This window comes from Sphingopyxis lindanitolerans (assembly GCF_002993885.1).
Taxonomy (GTDB): domain Bacteria; phylum Pseudomonadota; class Alphaproteobacteria; order Sphingomonadales; family Sphingomonadaceae; genus Sphingopyxis; species Sphingopyxis lindanitolerans.
Genome location: NZ_CM009578.1, coordinates 2691189 through 2713209 on the forward strand (window position 1 = coordinate 2691189; position 22021 = coordinate 2713209).

Annotated in this window: 22 protein-coding genes and 1 pseudogene; 8 read left to right on the plus strand and 15 right to left on the minus strand. The window is 61.2% G+C overall.

All coding sequences use genetic code 11. The features are described 5' to 3' along the window. Nucleotides 1–35: 35 nt before the first annotated feature. A complete protein-coding gene (locus CVO77_RS12955) occupies nt 36–800 on the minus strand; it encodes an SDR family NAD(P)-dependent oxidoreductase (protein WP_105999390.1) in 765 nt (254 codons plus the stop codon). Nucleotides 801–1025: 225 nt separating this feature from the next. On the opposite strand from CVO77_RS12955, the gene CVO77_RS12960 reads away from it, so the two are divergent. Both CVO77_RS12960 and CVO77_RS12965 read left to right on the plus strand, forming a co-directional pair. Continuing rightward, a complete protein-coding gene (locus CVO77_RS12960; protein ID WP_158258063.1) occupies nt 1026–3149 on the plus strand; it encodes a TonB-dependent receptor in 2124 nt (707 codons plus the stop codon). A 24-nt stretch (nt 3150–3173) separates the two neighbouring features. Next, on the plus strand, nt 3174–4220 hold the full coding sequence (locus CVO77_RS12965; protein WP_105999392.1) for an aromatic ring-hydroxylating oxygenase subunit alpha: 1047 nt from the start codon (nt 3174–3176) through the stop codon (nt 4218–4220). Between the two features lie 37 nt (nt 4221–4257). Here CVO77_RS12965 and CVO77_RS12970 read toward each other — a convergent pair whose 3' ends face one another. The 3 genes from CVO77_RS12970 to wrbA form a co-directional block, all read right to left on the minus strand. Beyond that, nucleotides 4258–5649, minus strand: a complete 1392-nt coding sequence (locus CVO77_RS12970; protein ID WP_146130871.1) for a spinster family MFS transporter — start codon at nt 5647–5649, stop codon at nt 4258–4260. 74 nt (nt 5650–5723) lie between these two features. Continuing rightward, nucleotides 5724–6179 carry an SRPBCC family protein gene (locus CVO77_RS12975; RefSeq protein ID WP_105999394.1) on the minus strand — a complete coding sequence of 152 codons (456 nt, stop codon included), beginning with the start codon at nt 6177–6179 and terminating at the stop codon, nt 5724–5726. Nucleotides 6180–6290: 111 nt separating this feature from the next. After that, nucleotides 6291–6890 carry an NAD(P)H:quinone oxidoreductase gene (gene wrbA / locus CVO77_RS12980; RefSeq protein ID WP_105999395.1) on the minus strand — a complete coding sequence of 200 codons (600 nt, stop codon included), beginning with the start codon at nt 6888–6890 and terminating at the stop codon, nt 6291–6293. Nucleotides 6891–7297: 407 nt separating this feature from the next. Here wrbA and CVO77_RS12985 point away from each other — a divergent pair, with 407 nt between their 5' ends. Then, nucleotides 7298–9481 carry a TonB-dependent receptor gene (locus tag CVO77_RS12985; RefSeq protein ID WP_158258064.1) on the plus strand — a complete coding sequence of 728 codons (2184 nt, stop codon included), beginning with the start codon at nt 7298–7300 and terminating at the stop codon, nt 9479–9481. Between the two features lie 151 nt (nt 9482–9632). Here the strand turns inward: CVO77_RS12985 and CVO77_RS21945 are convergent, their stop codons facing one another. The 3 genes and pseudogenes from CVO77_RS21945 to CVO77_RS13005 form a co-directional block, all read right to left on the minus strand. Beyond that, on the minus strand, nt 9633–9866 hold the full coding sequence (locus tag CVO77_RS21945; protein WP_158258143.1) for an MFS transporter: 234 nt from the start codon (nt 9864–9866) through the stop codon (nt 9633–9635). 199 nt (nt 9867–10065) lie between these two features. After that, nucleotides 10066–11246 (minus strand): annotated as a pseudogene (locus CVO77_RS21315) (MFS transporter); the annotation flags it as partial. A gap of 124 nt (nt 11247–11370) precedes the next feature. Beyond that, nucleotides 11371–12336 (minus strand): 3-keto-5-aminohexanoate cleavage protein, encoded by a 966-nt coding sequence (locus CVO77_RS13005; protein ID WP_197709630.1) that lies wholly within the window; start codon nt 12334–12336, stop codon nt 11371–11373. Nucleotides 12337–12556: 220 nt separating this feature from the next. Between CVO77_RS13005 and CVO77_RS13010 the strand changes: the two genes are divergently transcribed. Beyond that, nucleotides 12557–13258 carry a MarR family winged helix-turn-helix transcriptional regulator gene (locus tag CVO77_RS13010; protein WP_242445936.1) on the plus strand — a complete coding sequence of 234 codons (702 nt, stop codon included), beginning with the start codon at nt 12557–12559 and terminating at the stop codon, nt 13256–13258. A gap of 39 nt (nt 13259–13297) precedes the next feature. Here CVO77_RS13010 and CVO77_RS13015 read toward each other — a convergent pair whose 3' ends face one another. Continuing rightward, complete coding sequence (locus CVO77_RS13015; RefSeq protein WP_197709631.1) at nt 13298–13846, minus strand: Rossmann-fold NAD(P)-binding domain-containing protein; 549 nt, start codon at nt 13844–13846, stop codon at nt 13298–13300. 1 nt (nt 13847) lies between these two features. On the opposite strand from CVO77_RS13015, the gene CVO77_RS13020 reads away from it, so the two are divergent. Genes CVO77_RS13020 through CVO77_RS13030 form a run of 3 tightly spaced genes read left to right on the plus strand, consistent with a single transcriptional unit; the run spans nt 13848 to nt 14526 of the window. Further along, entirely contained in the window at nt 13848–14120 is a 273-nt protein-coding gene (locus CVO77_RS13020) for an SDR family NAD(P)-dependent oxidoreductase (protein ID WP_197709632.1), read from the plus strand. Nucleotides 14121–14158: 38 nt separating this feature from the next. Further along, a complete protein-coding gene (locus CVO77_RS13025; protein ID WP_105999402.1) occupies nt 14159–14326 on the plus strand; it encodes a nuclear transport factor 2 family protein in 168 nt (55 codons plus the stop codon). Nucleotides 14327–14331: 5 nt separating this feature from the next. Next, nucleotides 14332–14526, plus strand: a complete 195-nt coding sequence (locus tag CVO77_RS13030; protein ID WP_105999403.1) for a hypothetical protein — start codon at nt 14332–14334, stop codon at nt 14524–14526. A 22-nt stretch (nt 14527–14548) separates the two neighbouring features. Here CVO77_RS13030 and CVO77_RS13035 read toward each other — a convergent pair whose 3' ends face one another. The 6 genes from CVO77_RS13035 to CVO77_RS13060 are packed head-to-tail and all read right to left on the minus strand — an operon-like array spanning nt 14549 to nt 20335. Further along, a complete protein-coding gene (locus CVO77_RS13035) occupies nt 14549–15952 on the minus strand; it encodes an NAD-dependent succinate-semialdehyde dehydrogenase (RefSeq protein ID WP_198771997.1) in 1404 nt (467 codons plus the stop codon). Beyond that, a complete protein-coding gene (hpaI, locus tag CVO77_RS13040; RefSeq protein WP_197709633.1) occupies nt 15953–16747 on the minus strand; it encodes a 4-hydroxy-2-oxoheptanedioate aldolase in 795 nt (264 codons plus the stop codon). A gap of 43 nt (nt 16748–16790) precedes the next feature. After that, nucleotides 16791–17639 (minus strand): 2-oxo-hept-4-ene-1,7-dioate hydratase, encoded by an 849-nt coding sequence (hpaH, locus tag CVO77_RS13045; protein ID WP_105999405.1) that lies wholly within the window; start codon nt 17637–17639, stop codon nt 16791–16793. Between the two features lie 5 nt (nt 17640–17644). Continuing rightward, nucleotides 17645–18739 carry a cupin domain-containing protein gene (locus CVO77_RS13050; RefSeq protein ID WP_105999406.1) on the minus strand — a complete coding sequence of 365 codons (1095 nt, stop codon included), beginning with the start codon at nt 18737–18739 and terminating at the stop codon, nt 17645–17647. Between the two features lies 1 nt (nt 18740). Then, nucleotides 18741–19748: an ornithine cyclodeaminase family protein gene (locus tag CVO77_RS13055; RefSeq protein ID WP_105999407.1), complete on the minus strand. Its 1008-nt coding sequence runs from the start codon at nt 19746–19748 to the stop codon at nt 18741–18743. Beyond that, nucleotides 19745–20335, minus strand: coding sequence for a hypothetical protein (locus tag CVO77_RS13060; protein WP_242446191.1), 591 nt, complete (start codon nt 20333–20335; stop codon nt 19745–19747). Before CVO77_RS13060 ends, CVO77_RS13055 begins: the two co-directional genes overlap by 4 nt. A 64-nt stretch (nt 20336–20399) precedes the next feature. Between CVO77_RS13060 and CVO77_RS13065 the strand changes: the two genes are divergently transcribed. Beyond that, nucleotides 20400–21344: a LysR substrate-binding domain-containing protein gene (locus CVO77_RS13065; protein WP_275541971.1), complete on the plus strand. Its 945-nt coding sequence runs from the start codon at nt 20400–20402 to the stop codon at nt 21342–21344. On the opposite strand, the gene CVO77_RS13070 is transcribed toward CVO77_RS13065, so the two are convergent. After that, on the minus strand, nt 21332–21955 hold the full coding sequence (locus tag CVO77_RS13070) for a superoxide dismutase (protein ID WP_105999410.1): 624 nt from the start codon (nt 21953–21955) through the stop codon (nt 21332–21334). The genes CVO77_RS13065 and CVO77_RS13070 overlap by 13 nt on opposite strands. Between the last annotated feature and the right edge of the window lie 66 nt (nt 21956–22021).

Here is a 22021-nt window from a genome sequence, read left to right on the forward strand (position 1 = left end):
GCCGCCCTATCTCCTTGCCCGCGCGCGCATGCCGCTCAGATCGCGAGATAGCCGCCGTCGACCGCGATGCCGGCCCCGTTGACGAACGATGCGCTGCTCGACAGAAGCCAGGCAGCCGCCTCGCCGATCTCGCGCGGCTCGCCGAATCGTCCGATCGGATGGCGGTCGCGCAGCTTTTCCAGGAAAGCGGCAAATTGGGGATTTTGCTTGAGCTCCTCGATCACGGGCGTCTGGATGATGCCAGGTAAAATCGCATTCACGCGGATGCCCGCCGCGCCATAGTCCGCCGCAGCCGCGCGCGTCAGGCCCATGACCCCATGTTTGGCGGCGACATATTCGGACGCGTTGGGGATCGCGACCGCGCCGAGCGATGAGGCCGTGTTGACGATCGAGCCGCCCCCCGCCTCGAGCATCGCGATCACCTGATATTTGATGCACCAGAAGACGCCGCTCAAGTCGATCCGGATCGCGCGGTCCCACTCCTCGGTGGACAATGTGTGAAGCTGCTTTCCGCACTGGACGACGCCGGCATTGTTGAACGCTCCGTCGATGCGCCCATGACTGCTCACAATATCATTGATAAGCCCCGCTACATCGGCTTCTGATCCGACATCGGCGCGAATGAAGTTCGCGCTGCCGCCTTGCTGTGCTATATGCGATGCAACGGCTGCGCCTTCCTCCGAAATGTCGCTAACGACGACATGCGCGCCCGCTTCGGCAATACGAAGCGCACTGGCGCGGCCGATGCCGCTTGCCGCCCCTGTCACGAGGATGATCTTGCCCGCGAGCGTCTGTTCCATCTGATTTCTCTCCTGCGCCGTCCTGATCTCACGCGGCGTCCATACCTTTATATAAATATGCTTGCCGACTTCAAGATAGATTTATATAAATGCACAATCGAGGAAAAAACCGGAGCGCCGGTTTCTCGATTGGTTACCTGGCGACAGCGAGACGCTTGGAGCCGCGATGCCGAACTCCCCTCGACAGCGAAGGGGAGGCGGCCTGGAAACTGGGAGGAGGAAGCTATGGCTTATCGGAAATTTATTGTCGTGGCAGCGAGCATGTTGGCGCTCGCTCAAGGCAACGCCTTCGCTCAGGAGGCGAGCACTGACGCGGCGGCCACCGACGAATCGGGGCTGGGCGATATCGTCGTCACGGCGAACAAGCGCGAGGAAAATCTTCAGCGAACGGCGGCCGCGGTGACCGCTGTCTCCGGCGATCTGCTCGTGGAAAAGGGCGTTACCGACTTGCGCGGCGTGCAGGCGCTGGTGCCATCGGCGCGCTTCCAGCAGGAAGGGCAATCAACGCAGGTTTTCCTCCGCGGCATCGGCTCGAACCTCGACTTCGCCAATGTCGAGCAAGTCGTCTCGTTCAACTTCAATGGCGTCTATATTCCGCGCGAGGGAACGAGTGCGCCATTTTTCGATATCGAGCGCATCGAAGTGCTACCCGGCCCGCAGGGCACGCTTTACGGCCGGAATGCCGTCGGGGGCACGGTGAATGTCGGTTTCGTGAAGCCCAAGCAGGAAGCCGAATTTTCCGGGGTTCTCGAAGCGGGCAATTATGACCTTTGGCATGGTACCGCGGTGGTCAATGTGCCGATCAGCGATACGCTCGCCGCGCGCCTTGGCGTCGATTATACGCATACCAGTGGTTACCAGACGTCCGGCGCCGAGGCGAAGGACGATCTCGCGGTGCGACTCGGCCTCCTCTACGACGCAGACAAGGGCTTCAACATCTATTTTTGGGGTTATGTCGTCGACAAGGATGGCACAGCGCCCAACCTCGTGAACAAGGGTTTCGATCCCGCCACCGGCGCCTATAGCGAAAATGCCTTTCTTCACGATAACCCGTGGGACGATACGCGCACCGGCACGCTTGCCGCATTTGCGCCGTTCGGCCAGCCTCGTGCCGAGGATCTCGACTATCGCAATTATGTGGCCGGGGCAGAGATAAACATCGCCCTCAGTGATACGACGACGTTCACCTACATTCCCTCCTATCTCGACCTGAAACTTGACTATGGCTACTGGCTGGGCGGCATTCCGGCCCATTATGACGTGGCATATGAGCAGACAACGCACGAGTTGCGGTTGAGCGGCGATACCGACCGGCTGAAGTGGATCGCGGGCCTCTATTATTATCACATGTCGGTCGACCAGGATGTGCGAGTCCTGCCGGGCACACCCTTCGAAGGCATTTTCTTCAACAACGACAAGGGTATCAAGGAAGGCTTTGCTGCCTTTGGGCAGGCCACCTATTCGGCGTCCGATACGTTCCGCGTCATGGCCGGTGGGCGCTACAGCTCCGATCATGCCGAGGCGACGGGCACCTCGTTCACATTGCAGCCCTACAACTTCGACCGCAAGTTCAAGCGGTTCGATTTCAAGCTCGGCGCGGAGGCCGACCTTGGTGCCTCGACCATGGCCTATCTCACCTATCAGACGGGATATACGCCCGGGACTTACAACCCGTTTCCCGCGACGCCGGGCAACGACAATCTCGTAAAGCCCGCCAAACTGTCCTCGATAACCGCGGGACTCAAGAACCGGTTTCTCGATGACCGCCTCCAGCTCAATCTCGAGGCCTATTATTACGATTACCGCGACCTCTACATCCAGGCGTTCGACCAGAGCAAATTGTTCAATCCGATCTTCAACGCTGAGAAAGTCGAGATTTACGGTGTTCAGGCCGACCTCAAATTCAAGCCGACGACCGCCGATCTCCTGTCCTTGAGTGTTTCCTACAACCATGCTCGCAACAAGGACTTCACAACCCCTGACGGCCAGAATTTCAATGGCCTGTCGCCAGCCTATGCCGCGGACTGGACGCTCGCCGCCGAATATTCGCGTGACATCGATGTCGGGTCGAGCGGCTATGTGCGTCTGCAGGGCGACGGACGCTACGAAAGTTCGTTTTATGCGGACTTCATTCACAATCTCGGCACCCGGCAAAAGCCTTATGTGAAGCTCAACGCGAGCGTTACCTACTTCGCCAATTCGGGGCGCTGGAACCTCGGGGCCTGGATCAAGAATATTACCGACGAACCGGTAATTGCCGCGACCGCCTTTGCCGGCATTCCGGGGCCGGCGACGGCCTATCTCGAACCGCCGCGCACCTATGGTGTGCGACTTGGGTTCAACTTCTAAAGACGATTGCAGAGGATTAAAGACATGTTTCTTCGCAACTGCTGGTACGTCTCGGCTCTCGCTCCCGAAGTCACGCGCTTCGAACCGCTCGCCCGCAGACTGCTCGATGAACCTGTGGTTCTGTTTCGCACCCACGATGGCGCGGTGGCCGCGCTCGAGGATCGCTGCCCGCACCGCTTTGCTCCGCTGTCGATGGGGCGTATGGGCAGGGATACGATAGCATGCGGTTATCACGGAATGGAATTTGATCGCCGGGGCCGCTGCGTTGCCAATCCGACCCAGCCCGGGGAGACCATCGCGCCGCACGCCTGTGTTCGCAGCTATCCCGTCTGCGAACGGCATGGTCTGATCTGGTTCTGGCCCGGCGACCCGGCGCTTGCCGACGAAGCCGCGATACCCGATTATTGGTATTACGATCACGCAGACTGGGATACGGACCTCCAATATATGCACGTAGCGGGGAATTACCTTCTGCTGCTCGACAATCTGTTCGATCTCTCGCACATCAATTTTATTCATGGCGATGTGCTGGGAAGCTCGGACCGCGCGTCGGACATGATCCACAATACGAAAAGCACCGACCGCGGGATCGTTGACCAGTGGTTGAGTCCGGCTTCACCGCTCGTGCCCGGGTGGGCGGCGATCGTGAACGACGATTGGGCGCAGGGCGACATCGACTTCTGGATGGATATGCACTGGGAAGCCGGTTCCAACATGATGCTTGATGTCGGGGTCATGCCGGTAAACGGCGAGCGCAGCCGGGGATTGCAGATTATGAGTCTTGACGGTCTCACCCCGGAGACGGCCACGAGCACGCATTATTTTTACGGGACGGCGCAGTCTTACCGCCGCAACGACCGGTCGATCCTGGCCTTCTGGGCAAAAGCGCAGACTTATGCCTTTCTCCAGGACAAGCGGATGATTGAGGCCGTGCAGGCTAGCATGGGAGAGCGTTGGGATATTCTGGCCATGAATCCGGTCATCAACAAGGGCGATCGCGCGGCGCTGCAGGCGCGGCGGATTCTCGCTAAGCTGATCCGGGAGGAGGAGGCTACTCCTGCGGCGGCATAGACAGGAACCTGCGCCGGTCAGCTCGGCTCGCAAATTCTCAAAAATTTGCCCATATATGGGCACTGAGCGGCGAGTCCGCGTCGCGGTTGGTCCCCCCATCAGCGGGCGGGGTACGCTCCGACCGCCAGGCCATGTAGAGCAGCGCCGCCATGAGCGGGAGGGCCACCCCGAGGACGATCGTCAGCGAACGGCCCACCGCCATATCGTCGCCGAAGACGGCATCGGTGACAAGGCCGACCACGACGGGCGCTAGACCCGCACCGACAAAGGCGTGAAACAGCACGAAGCAAGCCATGAGCCGGCCGCGAAGTTCGGGCGGTGCCAGTCGATTGAAGGTCGAATAAGGACCGGGCGCGGTGAAACCGTAACAGAGCATTCCAATGCCGAGAAGCGTCATGGAGTTTATCGCGGTGGAGGCGTTGAAAGCCAAAATGAGGAAAGGCGTGGCCGCAACCGTTCCGAGACCCGCGACAACATAGTTGGAACCCTTCTCGCCGCGCCGAAACAGGCTATCGGTGAGGATCCCGCCGGCGATCGCGCCCGGCGCCGCGAGGGCCAGGATGAACCCGTAGCGCGGCCCGATATCTGCCGCTTCCATGCCATGGACGCGCATATAATAGGTCGGAGCCCAGGCGCCGATCGCGTAAGCCACAAAGCTCGACAGACCGAAGCCGCAGAAAGAGATCGCAAGAATGGTGCGGTTCGCCCTCACAAATGAAAGAAAGCCGACCTGGGTCGCCGCTTTGGCGGTAGATGCACCGGGGTTGCGAGGGTCGAAAAGAAGATAGGCCAGCAAGGCGATGATCACGCCCGGAAGACCGGTCACGATAAACACCGCCTGCCAGCGTTCGACCTGTCCGGCGAAGGGCAGGACGATCCGATCCATCCCCGAGAAATGACTGACGACATAGGCACCAATTGCGAGCGCCGCGCCCGACCCGAGGTAGAAACCTGCCGAATAGATACCCAGAGGCGTCGCCACGCGCTCCTTAGGGAAAAGATCGCTGATCAGCGAAAGCGCCGCAGGCGCCAGCACCGCCTCGCCGATGCCAACGCTCGTTCGGGCGGCAAACATCTGCCAGAAGCTGCGTGCGACCCCGGTTGCCGCAGCGCTTAAGGACCAGAGCGTGATGCCGGCATGGAGCAGGATCTTGCGCGGATAGCGGTCTATTGCCCACCCAAGCGGGAGTCCCGCCAACGCATAAAGCAGGGCGAAGGCGAATCCCTGCAAAAGGCCGAGCTCTGTATCGCTCAGACCAAGGCTCCTGCGAATGGGATCGACCTGGAGCGAGATGATCTGCCGGTCCAGGATCGACAGCAGCGAGAAGATGAGGAGTATCGCGACCGACGACCAGGCCCGAAACGGACGGAACTCGAATTCGCCTTCGGTCTCTCGCGGCGCTCCGCCCATCTTGCCGGGATCCGTCACGTCACTCCCACCCACCGCCTGCGAGGCGAAACGGATTCAGCGCCATGCCCGGCAGCAAAGCCGGATCGGACATGTCAGATTTCGCCATGGCTGGCCAACTCGCGAACCTTCGCAAGGGTCGCCGCGACGGCACCCACATAGGCTTCGCGCATCGCTTCGCCCCGGGCATGCTCTTCTTCGGACCCGTCGGCGACGCCAGGGAATGAAATGGCAAAGGTGAAACTTAACAGCAGCCCCACGGCGGAATCGCTGATAATGTTCAGAATGAAATCATCGCTTCCGACGCGGTCGAAGCGCACGAGCCGGGGGGCGTAGAAGGTGACCTGTTCCTCGAAATCCTGGTCGCCGAAACTAATCGCACGTCGCAGGCAGCCGGCGCCGCGCTCCAGCAGATCGCAACGCCGCATGGCCGGCACGAAGGGAAGGGCATCTTCCGCCTTGAGGACCAGCCCTGCCCACACCTGCCCGACCGTCAGGGCAATTGATGCGCCTGGAGGATTGATCTCGACGGCATGCGACAGGATAAACATGAGTTCGGCTCCAATCTGTTGCTTCGCGGCGGCAAAGCGCCGGCCTCAAGCCATTCCCCAGTTCGAGGCCGGCACCCCAATTCCTCCTGGCCTCGCGGCCCGAGGATTTGTTCAGACCATCAGCTTGGCGGCGGTCTGGGCTACCAGTTCACCTTGGAAGCGAGCCCCCGCGAGTTCGGTTTCCGAAGGCATGCGCTGGCCCTGGCCCCCCGTGATGGTGGTGGCGCCGTAGGGCGAGCCGCCGGACATCTCCTCGATCGTGGCCTGACCCTGAAAGCTGTACGGAAGTCCGACGATGACCATGCCGAGGTGCATCAGGCTCGCGACGGTGGAAATAAGCGTGGTTTCCTGACCACCATGTTGTGTCGCCGTGGCGGTGAAAACCGATCCGACCTTGCCGACAAAGGCGTTGCGCATCCAGAGCGGACCGGTCTGGTCGAGGAATGCAGCCATCTGCGCGGGGAGGCGGCCGTAACGCGTGGGAAAGCCGAAGATAATTGCGTCATACTCGGGCAGTTCCGCAACCGTACAGATAGGCGCGACCTGTTCGAGCTTGAAGTAGGCGCCACGTGCGATTTCTTCCGGGACAGTTTCAGGCACGCGTTTGATCGAAACTTCACCTCCCGCCGCGCGGGCGCCGTCCGCCACCGCTTCAGCCATCGCCTCGATATGTCCGTAGGTCGAATAGTAGAGAATCAGAATCTTCGCCATGTCACTCTCCTCGTGACCCATTCTCGGGTCCGTTCCGGGAAAACGGCGATGCGTTCTGGGGATTGGGCTTAACCACGAAGGTCGTAAACGCTCCCCCGTAGACACCGCGATCCTTGCTCCCAACAAATTTTATATGAAACTATCTGCCATAGTGTCAAGCCTTCTGAAATCGCAGGTTTCCCGCCCCTATGCTTCATCTTCAACTGATTCAGGGTGAACGCGCGAGTCGGAGCGCCGCGTTTGGCCGAATTGTACCGATTTTATTGAGCCGGTGGCAGCTTCGCCAGCGAGGACATTAGCAATTTCATAAGCTTATGTCATTGAAGCAATGTTATATAAAAGTTCTTCCCTTCGCGCGAATATACTACTATATAAATGTATATAAGAAACATTCAGGGAGAGGTGCTATGAGGGCTTATCAAACTCTAAATTCCGTTCTTCGTCTATCGACGGCGATCGGGCTCGCTACAGTGATGGCCTCGACAGCCTATGCGCAAGAGGCCGAGCCTGCCGAGGCGGCGCAATCATCGGATGCGGGTCTCACCGACATCGTCGTGACCGCGACCAAGACGACCGGCAACCTGCAAGACACCGCAGCCGCGATCACGTCGGTGACGGGCGACACGCTCGTGGCTCAAGGTGTCGTGGATATCCGCGGCGTCCAGAACCTCGTTCCCTCGGTTCGCTTCCAACCTCAGAATGCCGCCACCGAAATTTACCTTCGCGGTGTGGGTTCGACCATCGACCTTCCCAATATCGAGTCGCCGACCTCGCTAAACTTCAATGGCATCTACATCCCGCGCGAAGTGTCAGCCATGCCCTTCTTCGACATGCAGGGCGTCGAGGTGCTTCCCGGGCCGCAGGGAACCCTCTATGGACGCGGTTCGCTCGGCGGTATCGTCAATGCCAGCTTTGCGCGGCCGACCAATTCCAATGAAGGCGCGGTTCTCGCAGAAGTCGGTAACTTTTCATTGATCCACGGGTCCGCGATGGTGAACTTCGCTGCATCACCCGAACTCGCTGTCCGCTTTGCTGCCGATTATACCTATCGCGATGGCTATCAGAAGTCCGGCGCCAGCTCTGCCGACGATTTCGCTGGACGCCTCTCGCTCGATTACAAGCCGAACGACACTGTCGGCCTCTACATCTGGGGCCAATATGTGAAGCGGAGCGGAGACTCGACAAACCCCGTTACGATCGGCGTTGACCCCGTCACCGGAGCCTATTCGCCGGGCCGCTTCCTGCGTTCCAATCCATGGGATGATACGCGCACGCCGGCGATGCTCGCGCTGCCTGCTAATCCGAATTTGCCGCCGCCGGTGGCGCCGAGCGCGCTTCCCACGTCGGGCGAGACGTTTCTCACCGGCGCCGAACTCACGATCGATCTCGGCGGTGCGACGATAACCTATATTCCCTCCTACATGCGAGCGCATGTCGACGTAGATTATTTCTTCGGCGCCTATCAAACCGACAAGAGCGATCGCGCCCGTCAGTGGACGCAGGAGCTTCGGCTCGCCGGCGACGTCGGCCCGGTCGAGTATCTCGCGGGTCTCTACGCATATCGGATCAAAACCTCGGGCACGTTCAACGTCGCCGGGTTTCCGGTTGCCGACGTCGACGCCAACCGCTTGAAGGGCTACGCGATTTTCGGCGAAGCGAAAATCAACGCGACCGACGCATTGAGCTTTACCCTTGGGGGACGTGTCAGCTGGGACGACCGCGATGGCCGTGGATCCTACACGGGCTTTGAAGGCGGAAACTTCGTCGTCGGTGTTCCGTACAGCTATCAGCGCGACTTCAACCACGCCGACTTCAAGGTCGCTGTGCAGTATGAAGTGAACCCCGACATCAACCTCTACGCCGCCATCCAGTCGGGCTATCAGCCGGGAACATTCAATACCTACCGGGATCGCCCGGGTGTAACCAATGCGATCGCGCCGGCGAAGCTGCTTGCCTATACCGCCGGTATCAAGACGAGGTCACTCGACAACCGGCTGCAGATCAACAGCGAATTTTTCTACTATAATTATTCCGACCTGTTCGCCTCGGCATATAACTCGGTTCTGAACACGACCCAGACGTTCAATGCGCAGAAGGTCGAAATCTACGGAAACCAGCTGGACATTCTGTTCAAGGTTACGCCGAACGACCAGCTCAGCTTAAATGTCGGCTATCTGCATGCCCGCAACAAGCGCTTCTTTCTTCCCGACGGCAGCGCCAACTTCAATGGCCTGCAGCTGCAATATGCGCCTGACTGGACGGTGGGGGCGAGCTATTATCACGACTTCGAGCTCGCCGGTGGCAGCTATATACGGGCCTTCGTAAACTCGCGCTTCGAGAGCGCCTTCTATTCGGACTACAGCCATGTTCCCGGTGGACGCCAGTCGTCCTACACGAAGACCGACGCCTCGATCACCTATTATTCGGCCGACGAGAGCTGGAGCATCGGTGCGTGGATCAAGAATATCGAGGATGAGGCGGTGCTTGCCGCCACGGCCGTCGGCAGCGGGTCGCCTCTTCAAGCGTTCGGCGCAACCACCAATCTCGAACCGCCGCGTACCTACGGTCTTCGTGCTTCGGTGAAATTCTAGGCTATAGGGCGGTGCGTCCTCGCGGCGCACCGCCCGCTGCCATTTAATATCCGGCCGATGCGATCGTGCCGGAACGCGATACGGGGGGAGGCCGGCTTCGACCCTCGGTCAACCGCCGTTCGGTTATCCGCAAGCTGCTCCGCGCGCCGACCTAACCGCCGGGTGAGGACACCGGCAAAACGTCCCCAATGGAATCATCGCGGACATCTTCATGTCGACGGACCGAGCCGAAGGGACGCTCGAGCATCCGCCGGATTAGCGTGGGCGCCTCGCCGACATGAAATGCGAAGGCGCGGTCGTGCAAGTCGCGCTCGGCCTGCGTTGGGCGGCCGCGCTGGCGCAGATAGTCGAGCCAGGTCGAGCAATAATAGCGCTCGGTCCACAGCTAGGGGTCCGCGACATCCCGCGAAATCGTCCATCCATAAGCGCCGTTGCGCTGCTGGCTGAGCTGCACGTCCTGCATCGGGATATAAAAGGGCCGCGCGCGATCGCTCGGAACGCGGTACTGGACGTCGATCGCGACGGGGGCCGCTGCGCCCGGTGACGGCGAGGGCCACTTCCGGGTCGGCCGAGGGACCTCCGGCCTCGTTCCGCATGTCGGCGGTGTGCGGAAGCCGCAGCCATCGCCCGATCAGGGCCGAGAGGACGAGAAGCGCGCCCGTGGCGACGATCGCAGACTTCAGTCCGTTTTCAACCGCGAGCGCGCCCCAAATCCAGCTTCCCGAGGCGATGCCGCCTGCCGTCGCCGCCTGAAACGCAGCCAGGGTGCGGCCGCCGACCCAGCGCGGCGCCATCACCTGGATCGCGACATTGAGAATCGTCATGACAATCATCAGGCACGCGCCGGCGACAAGGAGAAGGGGAGCAGCGATCCAGAGCGAGTTCGCATGCGCGATCCCGATTGCCGCAAGGCCCATCCCGGCGGAACTGCCGGCGACGATCGCCTCGTCCTGAGCCAGACGCTGCAAGCGCGCGAGATTCATCGCGCCGAGAACGGCTCCGATTCCATAAGCGCCCGACAGCAGGCCGTAAAGCGCGCGTCGCCGCCGAGCTGGTCGCGTGCAATCAAAGGCATGAGCGAAGAGAGGATGGACCCGAGCACGCCCATGACGAGGGCGCGAACGAGGACCACGCGCAGGGCGGGCGAGTTCCCGACATAGCGCATGCCGAAGATCACCGCGCGATAGAGCTGCTCGGGCGGAAATCGCGACTCTTCCTCGGTCCGGCGCCAGAGGAGGAAGACGAGGATCATCGGGAGGAAGAACAATGCATTGAGCGCGAACGCCGCCATTACGCCGGCGAGCGAGATCGCGAGCCCGCCGACGGCGGGGCCGAAGCTGCGCGCGACGTTGAAGCTGATGCTGTTTAGCGAGATCGCAGCGGGCACATCCCGCGCCGGCGCCAGCTCGTTCACCGAAGCCTCCCACACCGGGGCAAAAAACGCGACGCCGCTCCCGATAACGAATGTGAACGCGAGGATCAGCGGCGGCGTCAGCAGTTCCGCCTAGGCCGCCGCGGTGAGGCTGGCGCTGCCGGCGAGCGCGACCGATAGCGCCGCCAAGCCGACCTTGCGGCGGTCAGACGTGTCGGCGATCGCGCCGGCTCCCAGCGCGAACAACATGACCGGTGCCATCAATGCTGTCTGGGCAAGGGCAATGAGGTCGGCCCCGGCCTTCATCTCTGCCATCGCCCAGGTCGCCCCGACGCCCTGGATCAATTGCCCGAGGTTCGAGAGAAGACTCGCTGTCCACATCCGGCGAAACATTTTCCCCGTAGCGGGATCAGCATGATGTCGTCCTTCAAAAAAATCCGCACCCGGGAGCGGCCGCACGAGACATATCTCGTACGGCAACCCCCGGGCCTGGACTGGGAGCCGAATATTATATGGCTTATTTGGTCGGCAGGCCGACAAGCGTGCGGTAGTAATTCGCGTCGCCCGTCGTGCGGCCGTGGAGTTCCGCGATCTGCTTCGCCATCTCGAACATCTCGAGGTTGTTTCCAAGCAGTTTGTCCTGGTTCGGATATTTCCACGGCGTATCCTCGACGCCAACCCGGATATGGAGGCCGAGCATCGTTGCGAGGGTGGTCATATAGAGGGTCGCGCGGCCCGCGGCGCAGACCGAGATGATGCTGTCAGGATCGATCTTGCGAATCTGATCGACCATCATGAACATGTGCTGCGCCATGTCCTGCGCATTGTTGACCGAGACGCCCGAGACGAGCGAACGCCCGACGTTGAACGGCAGACCGTAAAGGATCAGCCAGTTGTACGGCTTCTTGAGAATGCCCGTGTCGATAAGCTTGCGCTTGGCGAGTTCGATTTCGCCCGTGCTGTGGACCGCCAGTTCAGGCTTCACCCCGAATTCCTCGAGCGCCGTGACGGCAGGGACCATGAATGCGTCGGGATGCCCCGGCGCACAGGGGGCCGCTTCGGCCAGTCCGGCTTTTGCAGGCTCGACGCACATCTCGAAGCTGGTGCCGTTGAGGACGTTCAAATTGGGGACGAAGTCATTGCCGAAGCGCTTCTTCAGCGGAGTGAGGACCTCGGTATAGGCGTCGACGGGACGCAGGTCGCGGTCAAGACGGCGACCCTTGGCGTCGGTTACAAAGGTGAAGTCGATATGGACCCCGCAGGCGCCGGCCTCGATGACTCGCGAAGCTTCGTCGACATAATCCTCGAGATTGTTGGGATTGGCACCGCCCGTCGAGGCCCCGTCGGTGAAGCGGCCCGAGACGGCACAGTTGATCGCGATCTTCTCGGGAACGTCCCATTTCGGCTGCACGTCCGAGGACGATACGAACTGATATTCTTCAAGCTCGCGCTTCGCGGCTTCCCATAGTGGCAACGGCGTCATCAAATCTCTCCTCTCAAACTTTCCCATACTGAGTTCAGCTGAAAACTACTACTATATAAAACTATATTTAAGGTCAAGAGGCTCCGTGCGCCCAAGCGGTAATGGGCGTTCGCAGCGCTGCCCAAGCGTTGGGGAACCGATGCTTTGGCTTGCATTGCCGTCTCGGGATGGCTAGCCAAGGTGCGATGAATTCGCGCGGTTCGGCGAAACAATCTCGTCATTGCAGCGCGACCGGAGAAATTGTCGGCGACGGCCATTTCAACGAGTCGGCGGCCTTTCAGGCGGGAGATGGCAGGGGACGCGCGGCCTTTTGCTATCCGGCGATGGCGCAATCCACGATCTTCTGGCTAACAAGGCGAGCTTTGCGAATATGACGAAACAAGCATCGGCGACGCGGGCAGTGGACGAGACGGAGAACGTCCCCAATTCCAGCGCCGGAACACAGCGTTCCGCCGGCGTCGCCCAACTTGCTCCCGAGCGAAGCATCGCGTTTCAGATCAGGCGCGCGCATCTCGCTTTTTCGCGCCTGCTCGAAACCCGGCTTGCGCGACACGGTGTTAAAAATGGCTACTGGTACTATCTGCGGGCGCTCGGGCTTCGCGAGAATGTGACGCCCAAATATCTGAGCGAAGCCACTAAGGCGACAGAAACCACGACCGTCGCTTTGCTCAAGGGCATGACCAAGGAAGGACTGGTCGCGCGGTCGAAAGATACCGTCGATCGGCGTCAGGTCTTCATTTCGCTCACCAACAAGGGGCGCTCGCTCGCATCGACGGTCACACCATATGCGACCGAACTCAACGATGTCGCAACCGCAGGAATTTCAAAGCGCGATATCGAGATCTGCCTCTCGGTTCTCTCGCGCATGGCGAACAATCTCGAGGAAAGCCTCAAAAATGGCGGGGCCGAAGATGGCAGCTAGGCGAACAGGGACGCCGGCGTCCAGGGCCGCGCGCTGCGGTCAGCCCAGCAATGCTTGCACGAAGTCTTCGAAGCGGGTCAGCTCGATGTCCGGGTAGCGGTCGTTCTGCAGCTTATCGAGCGCGGTCTGGCCGTTCATCATATAGAGCTGATACGCGTAGAAAAGGCGCGTTTGGGGATCGGACGAATCCATTGCGGCACACAGGTCCGCCTCGCTGCCCAAGCTTTGCCGTGAGAAGGGACGGCCGCATAAATTCTCGGCGATATCCAAGCTTCGATTGAGTGAGATACGATCGCCGGCAAAGGCAAATTTCCCACTTTTGACGTCCCGGTCGAGCGCCACGCGCGCCGTCATTCGCGCGGTGTCTTCGATCGTCGTGACCTCAAATGCCTCGTCTCCCGTACCCCAGAAAGCGGCGGTGCCTTTGTCATAGTCGACGAGCGGCGAGCCAGGTCTCATGAAATCGATGAAGCCGCCCTGCAGGATATGGATATGCCCGAGGCCCATTTCGGCAATCGCTTCGCCCGCCTCGCGCCGCGCATCGAAGGCGCTATGGGCGCCTGGGGTGAGCCACCATATGGCGAGCAAAATGGCGATCTTGGGGTTTGTGCGCGGGCTGGCCAACGAGGTCGGCGACGCCGGGATCACGGTAAATGCCATCCTCCCCGCGGCAACGAAAACCCAGGGCCTTTCCCACGTGTCGGACGAAATGTTCGAACAGTTCGCCCAGACGCAGGCGATCCGGCGCGTGGCTTTGCCGGGCGATATGGTGGGGCCGGTTGCCTTCCTGACCAGCGAGGACAGCGGTTTCATTACCGGGCAAGCGATCGTCGTTGACGGCGGCGCTTACAAGATTTCATAGAAAAATGTAGCGCAAGCGCCCGATAGAGAGGTTTTCGGATGTCGGAGGAATTTGTTCGGCGCTTTTTTGCCGCAGCGGACGCGATGGAAGCCGAACGCTTCGCGGCCTTTTTCACCGACGATATCGTCTGGCGCTATGGCAATAGCCCGCCTGTTCAGGGGCTCGATATCGTCTCGACCAGTATCGAACGATCTCCAGCGTCGTAAAGGCAGTGCGCCATGACATCGTCGGCATCTGGCGCGACGGCGACTGTGTCACCGTCGAGACCATAGCCAATTATTACGATCACCATGGCCGCCATTTCGTTTTTCCCCCGTGCAATATCATGCAGGTCGACGGCGAGCGCTTCCGTGACGTTCGCGTATTTGTCGACAACCACGCGTTGTTCGAGCCGCCTGCAAACTGATTGCCCGGGCGGTCCGGAACGATCAGTCGCGAGCCCAGACGAGCTGAGCATTGGTGAATTCGCGAAGGCCGAAATGCGACAACTCGCGTCCGTAGCCGCTTTGCTTCACCCCTCCGATCGGCACCCGGGGATCCGACGCCGCAACCCCGTTGACGAATATACCGCCGGTCTCGATCTGGCGGGCAAGCCGCAAGGCTCGCTCGGCATCCCCGCACCAGAGTGCGCCCGACAGGCCAAAGTCGCTGTCATTGGCAAGCGCGATCGCATGCTCGGCATTTTCCGCAATGCTGATGGCGGCGACCGGACCGAAGGTTTCCTCCCGAAACACCGGCATGTCGGGGGTGACATTCGCGAGGATCGTCGGGGGATAATAAGCCCCGGGGCCGTCGGGTATTCGCCCGCCGAGAAGCAGTGTCGCGCCGAGGCCCACACTCCGCTCGATCTGATCGTGCAACTCGGTGCGCAAGCGGACGCGGGCCATTGGGCCGACTTCGGTATCCTCATCGAGTGGATCGCCGAGCTGAAGTCGCTTTGTCGCCGCAACGAACCGGGCAACGAAAGCATCCGCTATCGGCCGCTCGACGATCAGCCGCTTGGCCGCAATGCAAACTTGCCCGCAATTCTGGAAACGCCCCTGGACCGCAGCTTGGACGGCGCGGTCGAGATCGGCATCGGCAAGGATGATGAAGGGGTCCGATCCGCCCAGCTCGAGTACGGACTTTTTGAGATTACGGCCCGCCTCTGCCGCGATCGCCGATCCCGCGCCGACACCGGCGGTCGCGGTCACCGCGGCGATCCGCCGATCGGCGAGCATCGCCGGGATTGCGTCGCGCGTCACATTGACCACCGAGAATAAGCCTGTGGGGAGGTTCGCCTCGGCTATCGCCCGTTCAAGCGCGGCGGCGCAGCCCTGAACATTGTCGGCATGTTTAAGGATGAAGCCATTGCCCGCGACCATAATGGGTATGGCGGCCCGCAGGACCTGCCAGAAGGGAAAATTCCACGGCATTACGCCGAGCACGACGCCGAGCGGGCGGTAGGCGATGACGGCCTCTCCATCCCCTCCGACATCGGCGATTTCGTCTGCGAGCAATATCTCGGCATGGGCGGCATACCACTCGCATAGCGCCGCGCATTTCTCGATTTCTCCACGCGCGGCAACGACCGGTTTTCCCATTTCAAGGCTGATCAGCTGGCCAAGAGAGCAGGCATCCTTGCGGAGGATAACGCCAACGCGTGCGATATATTGCGCGCGCTCGGCAATTTGCAGAGCCGCCCAGGCCAATTGCCCCTCGGCGGCCTGCGCAAGAATCTCTTCGCATTTCTCCGGACCATGAAACGGATAGCTGGCAATCTTGTCGCCTGTGGCGGGACTGATCGAGACCGCGCATTGCACTTCGCGCGCGGGCGACTTGAACTTTAGCACTCAGTAAACGCCTTTCTCACGCGGTGTCTCGGGCACCGTCGGGTTCTTGAAGGATCGCGCGAGGCTTTCGGCGCCGCGCGCGAGGATGGTGACGTCAGTTCCGACCGCGACGAAGGCCGCGCCCAGTTCGAGATAGCGTCTTGCGAGCGCTTCGTCGGCGATCAGAATTCCAGCTGCCTTGCCCGCCGCGGTAATGGTCGCGATCCCGGCCTCAATGGCATCCTGCACTTCGGTGTGACCCGGGTTGCCCAAATGCCCAAGCGCCGCCGCAAGATCGGACGGTCCCAGAAACACACCGTCGACACCCGGTGTGTATGCGATAGCATCGAGGGCCTGCAGGCCTGCGCGCGACTCGACCTGTAGCAGCAGGCAGATCTCGTCGACTGCATTCTGCAAATAATCCGGTGAGCGATTCCAGCGGCTTGCCCGTCCGATCGCCGAGCCAACGCCCCTGATACCGGCGGGCGGATAGCGCGTGGCGCGGACCATCTCGGCCGCTTGGGTACCGCTTTCCACCATGGGAATAAGAAGGGTGCGCGCACCGAGATCGAGGAGCTGCTTAATCATGACGGCATCGCCGATCGGGGGGCGCACCACGGCCTCGACTGGGTAGGCCGCAATGGCCTGGAGCTGGGCCAGAATGAGAGGAATGTCATTCGGTGCATGTTCGGCGTCGATCAGCAGCCAGTCGAAGCCTGCGCCAGCGCAAATCTCGGCGGTATAAGGCGAGGCGAGAGCCTGCCAGAAGCCGATCTGCGGCTGATTCGCCGCAATGGCCTGTTTGAATGCGTTCACGCCCGGAGCTCCTGTCGATGCGGAAAATATTGCGTGGCGATTGTCAGCTGGTGAACTCGCACTCCACCCGCCCGAAGTCACCATAGTCTGCCACGATGCGACTTCCAGGCGGGGCTTCCACCGGCCGAATGAAGGAACCCGAGAGGACGATCTGGCCGGTCTCGATCGTGCCGCCATAGGTCGCAAGCCGGGCGGCGAGCCAGGCGATGGAGAGGAGCGGGTTGTCGAGAACGCCGGCACCAAGTCCGGTCTCTTCGACCTCACCATTCTTCGACACGATCGCGCCGACCCAGCGCAGGTCGCGACCATGGAAATCGCGCACTGGTTCGCCCAGGACAATGCCGCCGTTGGCCGCATTGTCGGCGACGGTATCGAACACTTTGCGGCTCTCGCCGCTGCGGGGATCTTTCCGGGTAATGCGCGTGTCGAGGATCTCGAGGGCCGGGACGACATAATCGGTTGCGGCGAGGACTTCGGCAGGCGTGACATTCGTCCCGACGAGCGGAGCCTTCATGACAAAGGCGATCTCTGCCTCGACGCGCGGCTGGATGAACCGCCGCGGCGGGATTTTTGCGCCGTTCGCAAAGACCATGCTCTCAAGCAAGACCCCCGAGTCGGGAATGTCGATTGAAAGCGCAGCCTGCATCGCTTTCGATGTGAGACCAATTTTCCAGCCGACAATGCCGTCGCCCGACGCCCGTTTAAGCCGGACCCATTCGGCCTGGACCGCATAGGCATCGTCGAGCGTCATGCCCCGGTGATCCTCGCTCAGCAGCGGAATCTGAATCTGGCAGCGCTCGGCCTCCTCAAGGGCGAGCGCTGCCTTCCGCACGGCCTCGCCCGAAAGGGTGAGGCCGTGCGGAAGGCTGTCGGTGCTGCCGGCAAGCGCCATGGCGGTCAGGAAGCGGCCGCGGAGCGGTTGGTCGCGAAACCTTCTTCGGTGCCAAGCAGCGCCGGCGGTTCTTTCAGGCTTTCCTGCCAAAGCAGCGATTCCATCGCGATATTGAGCGGCTGGTCCTGGATCGTGAGTTCATAGACCGGCTCGTCGAACGAAGCATGATTGTGGACGGCCCAGCCGGGCGCCGACAGCATGAGGTCGCCAGATTTCCATTCATAGATCTTGCCCTCGACCGTCGAGCGGCCCGAACCCGAAAAATAATAGTTCACGGCCGCCGAGGAGTGACGGTGCGGGCGATCGACGATCTTGGGCGGACGCAGCGTCATCGTTGCGAAGAAGTTTGGCGTCGTGCCGTTGGTGCGGCCAGTCATCGGATTATACAGAAGATAAAGACGACGACCCACATAGTCTTTGCCCAGCGCTTCGAGTTTGTCGAGATGCTCTTTGACCTGTTCCCAAGGCCAGTAAAGTGCCGGGCTCTGGACCGAAGGCGGGTTGATGAGTCGCTCATAGGGCATCATCCAGGCGCCTTCATCGTTGAGGGCGAACGTGCCGAACGGGTTGGTCTTGCTTTCGTCCGCTTCGCCATGCTCACTGGCTTCCTCGACGGCGCGAAGCGCAGGCTGGGGGGTTTCCTCGATGACATGGATGTTCATCATGTCGAGAAGCGCGCCGTTCGAATAGGTGAGGCGAACATAGACATTGTCGCCCGTGTTTCGGTGGCGGTAAATGCGCATCGACGGAGTGTTCCAGACATCGTGCAGCGCGGTCGGGCGTCGGTCGCCGCTGATTTCGGTTTCGCCCGATCCGCGAATAACGAAATTCACCTGCGTGGAATTCTGGCGGAAAGTCGAGGTTTCCTCGCCGGGCAGCAGCACGTCGAGTGCGACTTCAATGCCGGGTGCGAGCCCGCGCGATTTCTTGTTGAGCGGGTGGACGAAGAAGGAGCGCCGACGCCCATTGGCGGGGCGCGGCATTGCCGCAAGCCGCTCGATCTCGATGTCGATTTCTTCCTTGGTGATCACGATCGGTTCCCAAGGGGTTTCGCGGTCCGGCAACTCGCCGCTGCCGTCGACAAAAATCGGATTGGTCATGTCAGCTTCCTTCATTGGATGATTTGGTGAGACGGGGAGAAATACGGACGGGGCTGGGGATTACTCGGCCGAGGCCCGCAGCTTGTGCGAGCTTCAAGATGGTAAAGCCCAACGACAGGTCGGAAATTCCCATACCCATCGCCTTGAATACCGAAAGGTCTGCATCCGCCGAACGTGTCGCCTCCTCGGCAACGAGTTCGCTGAGCGGGCGCACATGTTTCCAACCGTCCTCGTCGGCGCCGAAGGCTTCGTTAAACTCGCGCGAGAGTTTGCGGGCCTGAGGAACGCTGTCGGCGGCGATCACGGCGGCGCGATCGAGCAAGTCATACTCGAATTCCGCGCGCTCGGGGGTGATCGCCCCCACCGCATTGAGATGCACGCCGCGCGGCAGCATCGACGACTTCAGAAAAGGCGTGGTAGCCCGCGTTGCCAGGGTCACCACTTCGGCGCCGTCGAGCGCTTCCTCAAGCGTAGCCGCGGCGATTGCTTCGATCCCGAGGGCATCCTCGGTTTTGGCCGCAAGCTGTTCGCGCTTCGCCGCCGTCGGGCTCCAGATCGCGATACGATCTAGCGGGCGCACCGCGGCCACCGCCGCGATCTGCGTCATACTTTGCTTGCCCGCACCAATCATTGCCATGCGCCGCGCGTCCGCCTTCGCCATCAGCGAGGTCGCCAGACCGCTGATGCCGCCCGTGCGCATCTGGCCAAGCGCGAAGGCCTCGATGATTGCGAGCACCGAGCCGTCGTTGCTGTCGATGATGACGAGCAGGGGCATGGCGCCGCCCGGGGTATGGGCCCAGGTCTTGGTGCCAGCGACTCCCTTTCCCTCGAATACCGCGCCGATCGCGTGCATCGTTGCATAGTCACCCCATATGACATGTGTCTTGACCATATTCTCGGCACGGCCCGCGGCCTCCTCGCGGAGGCCGACCCGGAGGGCTTCGATCGCTTCGGGAAGGGAGAGGAGCGAGACGACGTCCTGCTCGGTAATCCAGACGATATCGCTCACAGGTCGCTTTCCTTCGAGAAAATGGAGGGGACGGGAGGTGCAAGTTCGAGAGCGTTCACGATCAGCGCATGGGTGATGTAGCGCCCGATCAGAAAGAGGATTGCAATCGCCTGGTCGGATCCGATCGCGTCGATGAGAGCGTCGAGTTCTGCGCCGACACCGATCGCCTTGCGCTCGATGGCGATCATCACGAAACGCTGAACGGCGCGCTCGTCTGGAGAAAGCGCGTCGTTGCCATCCGGTTCGAGGCGCTCGATTGCCGCCACCCAGTCATGGCCGAAGCCAAGCCGCACCGAGAGACGCTCATGCTGGTGCCTTTCATAGTCGTTGCTCATCAGCGACGCGATCGTCAGCGCGCCCGTCTCGGTCAGACGGTCCGGCAGGGCCTTTTTCAGCGCTTCGGTCATTTCCATGAAGGGTACGAGCACGGTTGGCTGATGCCCCGCGCAGCGAAAGAACTCGCCGAGATAGCCGAGCCGCTTGACCCGGGCATCGAGAACAGCCTGCGCCTTGGGAGCGAGTTCCTCGAAACTCAGTCTCTGAATACGGTCGGCCATGGTTCCTCCTGCTGAAGTCGCACAAGCCATGCCCGACACGAGGCGGTCACGGAAATATATTGTTTTAGGGTTGGTAATACCTCATGGGTATAATATGGATTTCCGCCAGCTTCGCTATTTCTCCGTGCTCGCCGAGGAACTGAACTTCACGCGCGCCGCTGCCCGGTGCAATGTGTCGCAGCCCCCGCTAAGTCGAGCCATCCGGCAACTCGAGGAGCAGTTGGGTGTCGCACTCTTCATCCGAGACACGCACAATGTCCGCCTCACCGCGGCGGGCGCGAGTCTCGCCAGGGATGCCGCGCGCATTGCTACGTTGCTCGATGAGGCGGACCAACGGACTCGCAAGGTCGCGCGGGGCCTTCGCGGCACGCTGACGCTAGGCTTCGGCGGATCGACGGTCTACTCATTCTGGCCGTCGCTGATCCGCGGGTTCAAACAACTCGCGCCCGATGTCGACCTGTCGTTCCGCGCGATGTCCGTTCTGGAACAGATCGAGGCACTTCGCGAGTCCCGGATCGACGTCGGCCTCATCCGTTTGCCTGTGCTCGACGAGATGGTCGAAACCGCGGCGGTCTATCAGGAACCGCTGTCGGTGGCGCTGCCATCAGAGCATCCTTTGCTTGGTGCGTCCGGACCAGTCCCGGTGCGCCGCCTCGTGGGTTCGCCCTTCGTCACTTATGAGGCGCGGCGCGGCTTCAACTTCCAGGCCGATCTGCACGCACTTTGCCGCTTCGCACGTTTCGAGCCCCAGATCGTCCACCAAGCGCCATCGACCGAAGCCGTCGTCGGCATCGTCGCCTGCGGCGAGGGTGTCGCAATCGTACCGGCTTCGGCCGAGCGGCTTCGCATGCGCGGCGTATCGTTCCGCCCGCTCGAAACCAAGGGGCTGCCAGCGCAGCTCGCGTCGGTAACCTTCGGAATCGGCTGGCGGCGCGATTTTACCTCTGCAGTGACGGAGGAATTTATCGCTTTCGTGCGTTCGCTCCCAGAAGTCGCATCCGAAGAAGGAAAGCGGAAGACTCCGGTTCAGCCGGGTTGATCGGCGCGGCTTGCGCCCTGGCCGTCGAGATTGGCCGCGACGAAATCCCAATTGACGGCAGTCTCCAGGATCGCGTCGAGATAAGAGGGGCGTGCGTTGCGATAGTCGATATAATAGGCATGTTCCCAGACATCGATGATTAGCAGCGGTACGGCGCCATGCGCTATGGGCGTGTCGGCATCATGATAGGATGCGATCTGCAGGCGGCCGTCGCAGAGATTGAGCGCGGCCCAGCCGCTACCAAAATGGCCTGCCGCCTCGGACTTGAGCGCGGCGACCAGGTCGGCGGTCGATCCAAAATCGCGCTCGATCAGCACCAGGAGCTCGCCCGTCGGTGCACTGGCCACCGGGCTGAGCCCAAGCCAGTAGAAGCCATGATTCCATATCTGTCCGACCTGATTGAAGAGCGGTTTGCGGCTTTCGGCCGCCGCGAGGTGGATAAGCTCGACGAGCGACTTACCCTGAAGCGAAGGATCGGCAGCGACCAGTTCGTTGGGCTTTGTCACATAAGCGTTGTGATGCTTGCCATGATGGTAGGCGAAGGTTTCAGCCGAGATGACGGCGCCGAAGGCATCGGTCGCATAGGGAAGCGGCGGGAGGGTGAAAGGCATGGGCAGTCTCCTGTCGATCGCCGGGGCGCGGCGAACCCTGATTGGGCGCGGACAAAGCCCGCGCCC